This is a genomic window from Paenibacillus sp. 01L418 (genome assembly GCF_056400045.1).
Genome location: NZ_JBFTSN010000044.1, coordinates 1 through 14,121, shown reverse-complemented (window position 1 = coordinate 14,121; position 14,121 = coordinate 1). Strand labels below are relative to the sequence as shown.

General features: G+C 44.0%; 13 protein-coding genes. 5 read left to right on the top strand and 8 right to left on the bottom strand.

All coding sequences use genetic code 11. The annotated features are described in order from the left end of the window. Nucleotides 1-103: 103 nt before the first annotated feature. Nucleotides 104-892: an arylamine N-acetyltransferase family protein gene (locus AC1DSE_RS08980; RefSeq protein ID WP_477512412.1), complete on the bottom strand. Its 789-nt coding sequence runs from the start codon at nt 890-892 to the stop codon at nt 104-106. A 146-nt stretch (nt 893-1,038) separates the two neighbouring features. Here AC1DSE_RS08980 and AC1DSE_RS08975 point away from each other — a divergent pair, with 146 nt between their 5' ends. From AC1DSE_RS08975 to AC1DSE_RS08960, 4 genes are all read left to right on the top strand, one after another. Next, complete coding sequence (locus AC1DSE_RS08975; protein ID WP_477512413.1) at nt 1,039-1,794, top strand: class I SAM-dependent methyltransferase; 756 nt, start codon at nt 1,039-1,041, stop codon at nt 1,792-1,794. A gap of 464 nt (nt 1,795-2,258) precedes the next feature. After that, a complete protein-coding gene (locus AC1DSE_RS08970; RefSeq protein ID WP_477527603.1) occupies nt 2,259-3,311 on the top strand; it encodes an LLM class flavin-dependent oxidoreductase in 1,053 nt (350 codons plus the stop codon). Between the two features lie 148 nt (nt 3,312-3,459). Next, nucleotides 3,460-4,137 carry a Crp/Fnr family transcriptional regulator gene (locus AC1DSE_RS08965; RefSeq protein WP_477512414.1) on the top strand — a complete coding sequence of 226 codons (678 nt, stop codon included), beginning with the start codon at nt 3,460-3,462 and terminating at the stop codon, nt 4,135-4,137. Between the two features lie 72 nt (nt 4,138-4,209). After that, nucleotides 4,210-4,602 carry a carboxymuconolactone decarboxylase family protein gene (locus AC1DSE_RS08960; protein WP_477512415.1) on the top strand — a complete coding sequence of 131 codons (393 nt, stop codon included), beginning with the start codon at nt 4,210-4,212 and terminating at the stop codon, nt 4,600-4,602. 66 nt (nt 4,603-4,668) lie between these two features. Here the strand turns inward: AC1DSE_RS08960 and AC1DSE_RS08955 are convergent, their stop codons facing one another. From AC1DSE_RS08955 to AC1DSE_RS08930, 6 genes are all read right to left on the bottom strand, one after another. Then, the gene (locus AC1DSE_RS08955) at nt 4,669-6,000 is read right to left on the bottom strand and encodes a family 43 glycosylhydrolase (protein WP_477527601.1); all 1,332 of its coding nucleotides are present in this window, start codon (nt 5,998-6,000) and stop codon (nt 4,669-4,671) included. A gap of 207 nt (nt 6,001-6,207) precedes the next feature. Next, nucleotides 6,208-7,179 (bottom strand): N-acetylglucosamine kinase, encoded by a 972-nt coding sequence (locus AC1DSE_RS08950; RefSeq protein WP_477512417.1) that lies wholly within the window; start codon nt 7,177-7,179, stop codon nt 6,208-6,210. A gap of 28 nt (nt 7,180-7,207) precedes the next feature. Beyond that, a complete protein-coding gene (locus tag AC1DSE_RS08945; protein ID WP_477527600.1) occupies nt 7,208-8,200 on the bottom strand; it encodes a LacI family DNA-binding transcriptional regulator in 993 nt (330 codons plus the stop codon). An 84-nt stretch (nt 8,201-8,284) separates the two neighbouring features. Further along, a complete protein-coding gene (locus AC1DSE_RS08940) occupies nt 8,285-9,625 on the bottom strand; it encodes an ABC transporter substrate-binding protein (RefSeq protein ID WP_179089816.1) in 1,341 nt (446 codons plus the stop codon). Between the two features lie 59 nt (nt 9,626-9,684). Next, nucleotides 9,685-10,566 (bottom strand): carbohydrate ABC transporter permease, encoded by an 882-nt coding sequence (locus tag AC1DSE_RS08935; protein ID WP_477527599.1) that lies wholly within the window; start codon nt 10,564-10,566, stop codon nt 9,685-9,687. After that, nucleotides 10,563-11,459, bottom strand: coding sequence for a carbohydrate ABC transporter permease (locus tag AC1DSE_RS08930; protein WP_076268610.1), 897 nt, complete (start codon nt 11,457-11,459; stop codon nt 10,563-10,565). Before AC1DSE_RS08930 ends, AC1DSE_RS08935 begins: the two co-directional genes overlap by 4 nt. Before the next feature lie 551 nt (nt 11,460-12,010). On the opposite strand from AC1DSE_RS08930, the gene AC1DSE_RS08925 reads away from it, so the two are divergent. Beyond that, nucleotides 12,011-12,553, top strand: coding sequence for an NADPH-dependent FMN reductase (locus AC1DSE_RS08925; protein ID WP_477512419.1), 543 nt, complete (start codon nt 12,011-12,013; stop codon nt 12,551-12,553). A gap of 96 nt (nt 12,554-12,649) precedes the next feature. On the opposite strand, the gene AC1DSE_RS08920 is transcribed toward AC1DSE_RS08925, so the two are convergent. Further along, entirely contained in the window at nt 12,650-13,648 is a 999-nt protein-coding gene (locus tag AC1DSE_RS08920; RefSeq protein ID WP_339206155.1) for a LacI family DNA-binding transcriptional regulator, read from the bottom strand. Between the last annotated feature and the right edge of the window lie 473 nt (nt 13,649-14,121).

The window sequence follows — 14,121 nt, the reverse complement described above, 5'->3', positions numbered from 1 at the left end:
TGTCAGCATATACGTAAAAAATGGGCTGTCCCAACCGTAGATTAATCTACTTTTGAGACAGCCCATTAGTATGATAGAAATATAAATCCAATTGCTTAACAAGCTATACGGATATGACAATTCCAAAATATTTACGTAATGCTTCCGCATATTCCTCTTGTGTAGAAGGTGTAACTACCTGAACGCCCTCTGTCGTAAATATACGAAACTCTTCGCCTGCGATCGTATTTCTTCCTTCAGCTGTCCGAATGGCTGCCATCGGCGTGCTCACAAATATCGAATCTTGTGCATGCTCACACCAGTAGGAAGTCATAATGAAATCCTGCGGCAGCTGCGGTTCCTCGGTAAAGGTATAAAGGCGGCTCCATTCCCCCTTCTTCCTCTCCAGCAGCACCCAGCCAAAAAAGGCATCCCGCTCCAGCTGATACGCTTCATTCTTTTGCTCATGGACGACATTTTCTACCAAAAGGATCGGGTTTTGTGGTGCAATACCGCCTACTCCCACATCGCATAGATACGGCTTTCCTTCAGCTAATACCTGTAAAATATGATGCCTGCGTTTTGGCGGTGTCTGTGTTTCATCACGCCAGAACCGGGCAAAATAGTTCGTCACGTTAAAGCCGAGCTCGGCTAGCAACCAACCAAACAGTGCATTCAACTCAAAGCAATAGCCACCGCGCTGCTTTGTAACGATTTTATTGAACAGGTCGGGAATTTCCAATGATAGCGGAACCCGATTTATAATATCTAAGTTTTCGTAGGGTACGGTATGTACATGGCAGTTCTGGAGCTCCGTAAGTGTTGCCAAACTGTTGTCGATCGGGCCTTTATAACCTATTCGTTCAAGATACGCCAATACTTCAGGTTTCCATTGCTTGTGGTCAATTACCATTTTATCTACCCCTCGCTGTTCGTAGACTTGTTATTTATTTCATCATATCTTCCTGCATCGACTAATGGCAAGACAAGCGCTACAATTAAAGAAAATCAGTAAACATACGGTATTCAAAATAAATCATTTACGGGAGGCTATTTATTTTGGGGACAAAAGATAACTTTACAGGCAAAGCMACAATTTACTCCGAATACCGTTCCAATTATCCAATAGCTTATATTAACTATCTTATTCAGAGCAATAACCTATCACGGGATCATACTGTAGCCGATATTGGTTCCGGCACTGGAATACTTACGAAGCAGCTGCTGGATCAAGATTTAAAGGTCATTGCCATTGAACCTAATGAGGATATGAGATCCACCGCAGAAAAAGAATTAAATCATTATGCTAAGTTTACCTCTATAAATGGTGCTGCTGAGCATACGCCGCTGCAAGGCCAAAGTATTGATTTAATTACGGTTGCCCAAGCCTTTCATTGGTTTGACAAGGAGCAGTTTAAGCTCGAGTGCCAAAGAATACTAAAACCAGATGCTAACGTTGCCTTAGTGTGGAATAGCAGAGATGCTTCAAGCGAGCTCGTTATTGAAAACGCAGCGATCTGCCAAAAGTATTGCCCTGCATTTAAAGGATTTAGCGGCGGTATCGATAAGACTCCTAACGTGTATGAGCAGTTTTTCCGAAACGGTAGCTATGAATTTAAAGTATTTGAATACCATTTGGAATTTGATTTAGACCATTTTATTGGACGTAATTTATCCGGCTCCTATGCGCCAAAAGAGACTGACGAACAGTATGAACCGTTTATTCAATCCCTCTCCGAGCTGTATGCAAAATACAGCAAAAACGATGTACTTATCATGCCGAATCTAACACGCAGCTATATGGGTAACGTCTAAATCAAGTAATCACGTACTGCTATATATCTAAAGGGGCTGTCCCAAAAGTAGAAATCTACATTTGGAACAGCCCTTGTTTTGTTTATGGAGGCTTGGACAAAGCGAATGCCTGAGTGAATCACTGTTAACTATGTGCTCCTTTGCCCGGAATTTGTATTGGATTTATCGCTAACGAACCTAGCAGCTCTTATTTAATCGATTCGTAATGGATTAAATATGTAACGAACTCCAGCGTCGCTATTTTGAGAAAAACAGCTCCTAACCCCTCATACAGCATGCCATAACGTTAATCAGGTTCGTTAAAATTTAAAAGATGCCGTTTTCTGCCTAATAAGTATATTACGATTCGTTAGAGAAGTAATCAATCGAAATTATCTGCTTACTAAATTTGAGAAACCATAAAAAATTGAGTAAACTATAGGTAATAAAGGAGGCGTATGCTTATGGCCGATTTGGCAGCAAATATGGAAATTGGAATTAGTACTTTTTTGGAAACGACACCGGACCCGGTGACCGGAGTAATCATGAGCCATGCTGAACGTCTGCGCAATGYGGTTGAGGAAATTGTGCTCGCAGATCAAGTTGGACTAGATGTTTATGGTATTGGGGAGCATCACCGTGCTGATTACGCTGGCACTGCGCCTGCGGTTGTACTGGCAGCAGCAGCTCCTATGACCAAAAATATTAGACTCACCAGCGCCGTTACCGTTCTGTCCTCAGACGACCCGGTTCGTGTATTTCAACAGTTTTCCACACTCGATGGTCTCTCGAACGGCAGAGCCGAGATTATGGCAGGGCGGGGATCATTTATTGAATCCTTCCCGCTATTTGGGTACAGCTTAGAAGATTATGATGAATTGTTTGAAGAGAAGCTAGAGCTGCTTCTTGCTATTAGAGATTCCGAAAAGGTCAATTGGCGCGGTGGACATCGTCCTGCTATTCATAATCTACCTGTATACCCGCGGCCAGTTCAGACCCCGCTTCCCGTTTGGATCGCAAGCGGAGGCAACGCACAATCTGCGATTCGCGCAGGCCTGCTCGGCCTTCCTATCGCCTTCGCTATTATTGGCGGGATGCCTGAAAATTTTGCACCGCTGGTCGATCTTTACAAAGAAGCAGCTGCAAAAGCTGGCCATGATCCTAGCAAGCTGCAAATCGCCACACATTCACACGGTTTTGTTGGTGAAACTACGGAGCAGGCAGCCGATTTATTTTTCCCGCCAACTCAGGCCCAGATGAATGTCATTGGTCGTGAACGCGGCTGGGGGCAGCATTATAGCCGTGCAGCTTATGACTCTGCCCGCAGCCTTCGAGGCGCTTTATATGTGGGTGATTCTGAATATGTTGCGGAGAAGATTCTTTTGCTGCGCAAAAATCTAGGCGTTACTCGATTCTTCCTGCATGTGAATGTAGGTACGATGCCGCACCGCGAGGTACTGCGAGCAATTGAACTGCTCGGCACTAAGGTCGCCCCAATTGTACGCAAGGAGCTTGCAAGAAGCGAAGGAAAGCAATAAAGAAGATAGCCATTATCTAAAAATAGAAGTGTGCGGGCCTGCGATGGCCAGTGCAATTCTTTTTTTAGGTTGGGTAAATCTTCTAATAAAAGGAAAAACAAAAAAGACAGAGAAATAGTACACAATCCGTCACTTAAGGAGCCTGTGTATGAATCATCTTTCTCGCAAACAAATACAGCAAATTCAGCATATGTTTCCCTCATTCGCCCATCTTCCTGCTGAGAGCTGGGAAGCTGCACAGCTATTATCCATTAATCCGGCTACCTCGCATTCCATTCGCGAAGGCCATATTTTGCAGCATGCTATGTTTATTGTCAGCGGTCAAATTCGAGTGTTTAAGCTGAGTCAAACAGGCAGAGAAATTACTTTATACCGGGTACATAGCGGTCAGTGCTGCGTCCTTATGATGGCAAGCATATTGGGCGAGACTGAATATGAAGCATCGGTTGCGATAGAGGAGGAAACGGACGTGTTGCTGCTGCCCGTTTCCGTATTTCGAGACTGGATGAACACGATCAAACCCATAAGGCAATATATTTATAAACAATTTATTGATCGAATGACGAATGTGACAAAGCTGCTGGAAAATGTCGCTTTCCAGCCGCTCCCTTATCGCATTGCGGACTATTTAATTTCGGAATCTGTGAAGGGAGATTGCTTGCGGCTTACTCATGAACAACTAGCTATAGAAATTGGGACATCACGCGAGGTCATTACCCGCATTTTAAAAAGCTTCGCGGAGCAAGGAGCGATTGCATTAAGCAGAGGAAAGATCACCATATTGGATCGCGGCATCTTAAACCGTATAATAGAACAGCATTTGTGACAATGTCACTGAGATTTGAATCGCTCTCCCCTACAATTAATAAGGAATCAATCCTATTTAACGGGAGGGTACATGATGACCCATTATTACGATCGTTCGAATTTAAGCCGGATTCCAGAGCTGATTAAGCTCGTTCCACAGGCTGCAGGTTCCTTTTTAGCTTTTGAAAAAGACGTTTATCATGCTTCTGATGCCATACCTGCAAAAATGAAAGAGCTCATTGCTGTAGCCGTTGCTCATGTGACAGGATGCCCCTATTGCATTGATATGCATGTGAAGAAATGCAAGGAGCTAGGGGGCACGCGGGAGGAAATAGTAGAGGCCGTTTTGGTTGCAGCATCCACAAGAGCAGGCGCAATTCTCAGCCATGCGACCCATGCCTTAATCTCATTTGAAGAAGACGATAACAAACGATCACACAAGAAAGCAGAGCAATCATCCTCAGCGCCGGACTGTTTCTGTTAAGTTTATTTCTTCAAATTAAAAAGCAGCAGCCCCCATTTGTTGTCGCGGGGGCTGCTGCTTATTCCATCAATCCAGAAACGGGCTAACCGTTATGCTTTCGACACTAATCTCGCCATTTCCGCCTGTGAGTCTAATGATATTATCATCACCTGGCTCTAGCTGAACGGTAATACTAGCAAGGCCGCTATAGTCCAGCAGACTTCCTGTCGACAGTGCATTAAGCAAGGAATAATCATGACCATTCACGGTCAGGTTTAGTTTGGCGAGTCGCTCTGCTGTTGCATAACGAATATGAATGGCCGCTCTTCCGCCTTTTTCTCCGTCGATAGTTTGAAACTCACAATAAGAGCCCGCGATATCCAAACGATTAACGACACTTTCTCCTTGCTCGTTTGTTTCAACAACCGCTCCTCCGTCCACACGGCTGGCAGAGTAGGTTTTCTGATTTGTGTTAGGAGCCGGAGCATCCCCTACAGGCTTGACGCCTTCTTTGGTTTGAACGACGGTCTGAATCGTTCCATCTTCATTAAAATACAAATAATCAATACACATGCTTCTTAAATTGCCTTGGCCCGAAATTTCCTGATTGTGATAAAACAAATACCACTGCCCCTTAAACTCCGCCACAGAACCGTGAGTAGTTGAACAGCCAGTCGGCTCTAGAAAAATACCTCTATATGTCCATGGTCCAAGCGGATGCTTGCTGGTAGCATATCTCATGCGGTTGTTTCCATCTAAATTATCGGCGTAGGTCAGATAGTAGAGATCAGCCCTTTTGAAAACCCAAGCCGCCTCATGAAAATCCTCCAGTCCTTCCATCTCGCGCATTTCGCCTTTAATGGACATCATATCGTCGTTCAGCTCGCCGCCCTCGCATCTGCTGCCCCCGCCGTAATACATATAAGCACGTCCATCATCGTCAACGAGCACGCATGGATCAATGAGTGCAAATCCGCCCAGTCCCGAGATATAACCTTGATCCTTAAAACCGCTTCCTGGTTTTTGACTCGTCGCCACACCGATTTTCCATGTATCATTCCAATTTGACCCGCTGGGATGCGGGTAATAGAAATAATAGGTTCCGTTTTTGTAGGCGCAATCGGGCGCCCACATGAAGCCGCCTTCCGGCCTGCCCCATGCTACATCGTCCGAACGAAGGATTTCACCCTCATCCAACCAGTTCACCATATCGGAAGAGGAGTACACATGGTATCGATCCATTAAATCACAGCCTCTTGCCGGGTCCATATCATGTGAAGCATAAATATAAACCTTGCCGTCCTCCCAAACATGAGCAGAAGGGTCAGCCGTATATATTGTAGTTATTATCGGATTTTGAGATGTTAGCTTCACACGTTCATGTTCTACTGGAATACCTTCATTTTTTATCATGTTCATCTATTCCTCGCTCTCCAGCCTATATTTTATAAACTTAACCAAATGATTAGCTTACTCCAGCATAACTCGACTTACCTATACGTCACCATGAGACGATATTAAACAATCTAGTCGATTTGAATAGCATCTTCATATGCCACGTTCATTACATTTGTTTTAAAAGGCCAAATAAAAAAAGAGCACCGTCAACGGTACCCTCCAAAAAAATTAATAACTATATTCCGACACGGATCTTAAACGGTCGTATACTTCCCGCGGCAGCGTATTCCCTTCAGCTTCAAAAGCAAGCCATACCGCTCCGACAACCGGTTCAATCTCGAGCTTAACTAATGATGCATCTGGAGCACAGCTTTTGACAGCTTGTTCGATATACGGGTGAATAAAACTTGCCTCTCCCCTAGTTAGTACGCTGCCAGCAAGGACAACATCGAACTTGTCCGCCTCCATCCTCAGACGTTGAATGACAGCCCGCGCCGACTTGCCCAGCTCCTCCCCCTGCACTCGCAAAATCGTTAATGCAACCTCATCTCCCTGTTCTGCTGCTTTAAACAGCAGCTTCACCGTTCTAAGCGGAGGTGTTTTATCGTGATTCAAATAATCATTGAACATGCTCTCCACACTGTCGTAGCCTTGGTCCTGCAGCAGAAGGTTCGTCAATATAGTCGGCCGCTCCCGCCCATCCCAAGCCCGGATAACCGAGCGGAAAGCTTCAATGCCTAAGTCGCTGCCACCGCCGAAATCTCCGAAAGCATAAGAGAAGCCTCCACACTGATAAAACTCATTCTGAGAGTTAACGCCCGCGCTGTTCGTTCCCGCACCACAAATCAGTACAACGCCATACGGCTGATCCGTTCCCGCTCGAAGAGCTATCGCTGTATCGCAATTCACTTCATGCTTCGCAAATCCCAGTTCTGCGATCATAGGTCTCAATATTTCATAATCTGCTTCCCTGTCTGCACCAGCTAATCCAAAATAAGCGAACTGAATGTCACTGCGTACTACATTTGCTTCTTGTAATGCCATCTCAACCGATTCGCGTATGTTGCGTTTGGCCGCCTCATAATCAACCTGATGATTGCCGTTACCGCTATTCCCTTTTCCTACAATTCTGCCCGACTCATCTGTAATTAGCGTGTACGTCTTGCTGCCGCCGCCATCTACACCCAAGTAATATTTCAACGGATACACTCCCTTGATTTCATGTTTGTTATTGCCTCAAAGAAGTTGTCTCCCGAATAACTAGCTCTGGGCTCAATTGAACAGTGACATTTCTTTTGGCTGCACCGCTTATGCTCTTCAGCAGCAGTTCAACCCCCATCCTTCCAATTTGCGCGGCCGGCTGGCGCATCGTCGTCAGCTTCGGGTGAAACTCCGTGGCAAGAATCTGATCATCAAATCCAATGATCGAAATTTGCTGAGGTATTCGAATTCCTTCAATTATAAAAGCATTCATAGCGCCGAGCGCCATATTATCATCGGACGCGAATACCGCAGTCGGCAGTCTGCCAGCGTCCATCCAGCCCCGAGCAATTCGATAACCCGTAGATATTTCAAAATCTCCGCGCTCCACACAGAAGGGTGTTATGCCCGCTTCTTCCAATGCGGCATGGTATCCTCGTTCACGCTCTCGACTGCTCAAAAACAGCTCTGGACCACTAATATGTGCGATATCCCTGTGCCCCAAATCAATTAAATGTTTGGTTGCTTCATATCCACCATAAAAATTGTCTACGATGACAGAGGTAGCAGGCGAATTCATCTGCTGATTATCGAGCATGACAAATGGAATTCGGTTTCTCTTAAGCTCTAGTACGTACTCATCCTCACGTATGGGCGACAATAAGATGACGCCATCGACACGTCCTTCCTGAAATAATGATCGATGGATGTGATCGTCCTCTTCTGTTGAAATCGATAATGCAAGAAAGTAGCCATTTTCCGCAAGTCGATCATTAACCTCCTTGACGACCGCATCGAGAAACGAGTCATGCAAAGTTGTTAACGCTAGTCCGATTATGCCTGTTTTTCCTCGTGCAAGACTCCTTGCAGACGCATTAGKGTGATAATCAAGCTCCTTCATAGCCTGAAGAACCCGCTCCCGGTTGCTCTTTCTGACACTTGGCAAATTGTTTAATACCCTTGATACCGTCACAATGGATAATCCTGATTTTTTGGCAACGTCCACAATGCTTACCTTCATAAGAACGCCTTCCTCAGACTAGTAGTAATCATGCTTTGTATAAAATGGAGGGGAGCAGCCTCAATCGCCCCTCCCCTTAACCCATTACTTATTCACTCTTGCCAAAAGATCCTTCAGCTTCTGTTCAATGACTGGCAGCACATCCTCAACCTTCTGCTTTCCGTTCTCTACACCTGAAAGTTCATTGATGAACAGCTCATTGATTTGAGAGTAATTGGAAATTAAATGATTGTATGATTCGAAGCCGTATTTATAAGCACCCTCGAATACTTGCTTAATACCTGCTGGATCGATGCCTTCAAAGTTGCTGTAATACTTTTCAGCAGCTGCTTGGTTGACCGGAGGATTGCCTCCGCTAAGCTCGATCGATTTCTCCTGAATTTCAGTTGTAACCAAGAACTTAATCCACTCCGCAGCTTCCTTCGGATGTTTCGAATCCTTAAGTACAAATAATGGATCCACGTAAAGCACGCTTCGCACATCACCTTTTGGACTTACTGGAACCGCAGCAACACCTACTTTAAAGTTGAAATCTGCAGCGGCAGCAAGGCTCCATGAACCAACTACAGACATCGCGATTTTACCCGATAGGAACGGATCACCGAATTGCCCGGATACGGATTGGGAGAATGCTGGCGTTGGTGACACTTTCAAATCATGAATGAGACCATAAAGTGTTTTGTAAGCATCAATCACATCAGGCTTAGTCAGATTAATTTCGGAAGGTTTGCCGCCATTTGTCCATGTATCATCAGAGTAGACATTTGCACCGAAGTATTGAGGACGTTGGTCGCGCTCACCGAATCCAAAGTCGACGCCATATTGAGCTTCCTCCAAATTTTCAGAGTCTACGGTCAGCTTCTTCGCATATTCGACCATTTTGTCGAATGTCCAGCTTTTATCCTCGTAATCAGTTGGAGGGTAAGGAAGTCCCGCTTTATCAAAAAGATCCTTGTTGTACAGCATCACGGTCACGTAGCTGTTTAACGGAATACCATAGGTTTTACCATCAACCTTGTAGATGTTCATTACATCTTCCGGAATATTGTAGTCTGCTGCTTTGAAATCCTCAAAATAAGGGGTCATATCCATCAGCATATCTTTGTTGTAATATTCCATAAAACCGCCATAACCCCAGTGAGAGGTTACGTCCGGCGCATTTTTCGCAGCAATGGACGATTGCAGCTTGGAATCAAACTGTTCATAAGGTGCTTTAGTCACTTTTACTTTAATGTTCGGATGTTTTGCTTCAAACTCTGGAATCAGCTTCTCTACAAACGTTCTGTCCGGCGAGTCAATCGTATAATGCGTGATCGTTACCTGTTTTTCTTTACCGGAACCCTCGTTTCCGCCGTTTGAGCAAGCGGTTGCAAACATCGATAATGCGAGAATAGCGGTAATGGATAACCATTTCTTGTTCTTCATTCTAATTTCCCCCTTGGTTTTATTAGATTTCATACAAGCAAGCTAAAACGCTTAAAAAACTATTTAATGCCTGTAAGTACGATTCCCTCAACGAATCTCTTCTGTGCTACCGCAAACAACACGATAATTGGCAGTACGGAAAGAATCGAAGCGGCCATCAGTAAATTCCAAGGCGCTAAACGAAACTTCGATGACAGCATAGCAGCCATCCCTACTGGAAGCGTGAAGTTCTCCTGCGAATCTAAGTAAAGTACAGGGGTGAGCAGGTCATTCCAACTCCAAATGAATGAAAATATAGCAACCGTAGCGAGTGCTGGTCCTGCTAAAGGCAGTGTAATATTCCAGTACAGTCTGAACTCACTGCAGCCGTCAATCCGGCCGGCGTTATAAAGCTCGTCAGGCAGCGTAGAGAAAAACTGTCGCAACAAAAAAATCATATAAGCTGACCCAAAGAAAGCGGGCAGAATAAGCGGCAATAACGAATCATGCAGTCCCAGATTCATAAATAATAAGAACTGCGGAATCATGATCGCTGGATAAGGAAGCATCAATGTGCTGAGCACTAGCATGAACATAAGCCCGCTGCCTTTTCCCTTATATCTAGCAAATCCAAAGGCAACGAATGATGAAGAAAGCACCGTTCCAATAACTGTGAATATGCCAACAATCAAGCTGTTCTTATATTGCTGCCCGAATTTAATTTCGGTATTGGTAAACAATTCACGGAAATTTTCCCACGCAAACACTTTTGGAATAATTGTTGGGGGAAACATAAGCATTTCTTTCGTCGTCTTCAGAGATGTCGAGAGCATAAACCAAACCGGTRACAGCATCGTAATTGTTACCGCTAATAAAATAAGAAATCCAACAATTTGCGAAAGCTTTAGCTTTCTTTTGACAATAATCCGCTTTGAGGTCGCGTCATGGGTCACTTCACTCATTTACTGCCCCCTCCTTCGTAGTAAACGTAACGTTTCGACGTCCTCATGATAAAGTAGGTTACAACGAGTACTGCAACGAGAAGGATCCAGGCCATGGTAGACGCGTATCCGTAGCGGAAATTTTTGAACGCATTGATGTAAATGTTGTACACGTAAAACCATGTAGAGTAGTTCGGTCCACCACGCGTGATGGTATAGGCCTGTGTAAACACTTGGAAGGATTCAATGACACCGATGATAAGCTGGAACAGAAAAACGGGCGAAATCATTGGAAAGGTTACGTTCCAAAATGTTTTCCACCGGCCAGCACCGTCGAGCCTTGCTGCCTCCAGCAGATGAGCCGGCACACCTTGGAGCCCTGCTAGGAAAATAAGCATACCTGCGCCGAGTCCCCAGAACGACATAATGATGAGCGCCCACAAAGCGTAATTCTCATCCAGGAACCAGTGGATGGGGTCAATTCCGAAAAAAGATAATCCATAGTTAAACAATCCCGCCTGTGGATTAAACACCCAAAACCATAACAAGGCCATGGATACGCCTGAAATCATACTTGGAAAATACATCGCTGTTCGGAAAAAACCGTTAAAAGGAATTTTCTGATTAATCAAGATTGCAAACATAAGTGATAAAAATAACGTAATAGGAACACTAATAAGCGTGTACTTGAGCGTAACCATTATCGAATTATAAAACTGTTCATCCTGAAAGAGCTCTTTGAAATTGTTTAATCCCACGAAAACAGGCGGGTTAATAATATCGTAGTCTGTGAAGCTGTAGTACAATGATGCGCCTACTGGATATAAAGCAAATATGAGAAAACCAATAATCCATGGCGAAATAAATAAATAAAAGTGTTTGTTTTCCCGTCTCTGAAATTTGCTGTTCTTCAGTAAAACCGCCCCCTTCCATTTGGTTTCCTATTCCTTTTGGCCTTAAAAGAAGCAAATTTAAAAAACTCTTAATCGCTCTCTTGTATGTCCCCTTTTTTCCACCATTACTTTGCTTCTGCATTTCTTCGAAATCGCTTTTCAAATCACCTCTTTTTCTCTCTGTTATTGCTTTTCATTCACGAAAGTTAAACCGCTTTAATATTCAACATGAGTTTATACCGACATTCAAAATATGTCAATTAATATTTTTTTTGTTTATTATGGATTATAGATTCCCTTTACTTAGTACAAAAACGTACGGTTTCTGTTTTTGTCTTTACTTGTCTCTTATAAGTATCTAACGTGTATTTTGTCGTATATTTTGTTTAAACGTTTAAACTTTATTATGTGAAAGCGCTATTCAATTATCGGGTTTTATTTTAATATAGGCAGAAGTTATTTGAAAACTCGTGTTTAAATGAGATAATAAATATGAATGCGACTGTTTATCATAATACACGGCAACTCCATATCGAGGGCTTAATATCATAGAAGAAATGAGATGAAGTGGAATGAATAAGGAAATTAAAATCTTGGCTATTTCGGGGAGTCTTCGTCAAAACTCCTCAAATACATCGCTAATGAAGGCTGTCATCGGATTAGCCCCCGCAAACATGAAATTTACTATCTATGGCGGGTTAGGCGACCTTCCGCATTTCAACCCTGACATGGATCTAGATGAAGGACCGGTGCCTGTCAGAGAGCTAAGAGCACTTCTTGAGGAAACGGATGGCGTGCTTATATGTACACCCGAATATGGGAACGGTGTGCCCGGCGTTTTGAAAAACGCGCTGGATTGGCTTGTATCCACAACGGCGTTTATGAATAAACCTACAGCGGTAATTAGTGCCTCACCTACTCCAATGGGCGGGGACAAAGCTCATGCTTCACTTCTGCTTACTCTTAAAATGATTAATGCTGATATTGTTGAGGGCGGGACATTAATTATTCCACATATTACTTTGAAGCTTAATAAAGAAGGCATGATTAACGATTCCCAATTAAAGCAGGAGTTAATAACCGCGCTTCAATCACTTGAGCAGGCTTGCTACTAGACTTAATAGCGACTCAGCCAAAATAAATAGAAAGAGCCCGCGCAATCACTATATAAATAGTAATTGCGCGGGCTCTTTTGCTCATGATTCTTAAACTTAACGCCCTCTAGGCGCTCCCGTCGATTTCCTCACCATTAACTCCGGATCAAACTCCATGATCGTATTTCTTTTTGGAGAATCCTTGATTAGCTTCAGCAAAATATCTACACCCTGCCGCCCAATTTTCTCAAATGGCAAACGGATGGTTGTTAGCGCAGGATGGAATTCTTCCGCATAGATCTGATCGTCGAAACCTACGACGGATACATCTTGAGGAATGCGAACCCCTTCGTTTTTGAACGCGTCCATTACGCCTAGGGCCATAAAGTCATCTGCTGCGAATACAGCTGTGGGCAGCTTGCCTGCATCGATCCAGCGCTTGGCAATGGCGTAGCCTGAAGGAATATCAAACGATCCTTGCTCCACTTCAAAAGGCTGCAAACCTGCTTCTTCGAGCGCGAACAGAAACCCTCTCTCACGCTCACGGCTGCTCAGAAACGGATCTGGCCCGCTAATATGAGCAATTTCGGTATGTCCAAGGTCGATGAGATGTTTGGTTGCATCATATCCGCCTTTGAAATTATTAACAATAACAGAAGGAACCGTCGGATTGCGCTGCTGATTATCAAGGATGACAAAAGGAATTTTCCGCTTCTTCAGCTCCATCACATATATATCTGCATTAATTGGCGAGAGCAAAATAACTCCATCTACACGGTCCTCTTGAAACATCGAACGATCGAATGAATCTTCGTCCCCCTGCGAGATGGAGAGTGCCAGGAAATAGCCCTGCTCTGCCAAGCTATCATTAATTTCTTTGACTACAGCGTCAAGAACAGTATCATGCAATGTCGTCAAAGTTAGACCGATAATACCGGTTTTGCCGCTTGCAAGACTGCGGGCTGATGCGTTCGGATGATAGTCCAGGTCCTTCATGGCCTGCAACACTTTTTCTTTATTTTTCTGGCGCACGGATGTCGACTTATTAAGAACTCGGGATACCGTTACAACCGACAATCCTGACTTCTTGGCAACATCGAATATACTAACCTTCATTGATGAACCGCTCCTGTTAAACGCAATTTACATAAACATACCACATTTACCACTAGATTTCACATAAGTTGAGACTTTATTAGAGTAAATTTATGTTTTATTCCATTGACAGGTCTATATTCTGGTTTTGACCGTAAAAGGCACCTCGCATCCCTGCTCAATTGTGGATCGGCATATAAAAGCTTTGCATAAATCGAATAGAAAAAAAGAACCGTCACGTGGAAGGAGGCCACTGAAAAAGTCCGTTAGATATAAAGGCACAGACCCTCAATATTTTGAGGGCGCTGTGCCTTTTTTCTTGTATACTTTCAGTATCACGTCGGAAGGGTGAATATCATGTTCCAGCCTCAACTCTCATTTGCACTTAGTCCGTACACAGCGCTGTACGACCTCATCGTGCCAAAAGACAACATGTTGCGTCAGATTAACGAACTCGTCGACTTCTCCTTCATCTACGACGAGTTGAAAGCTAA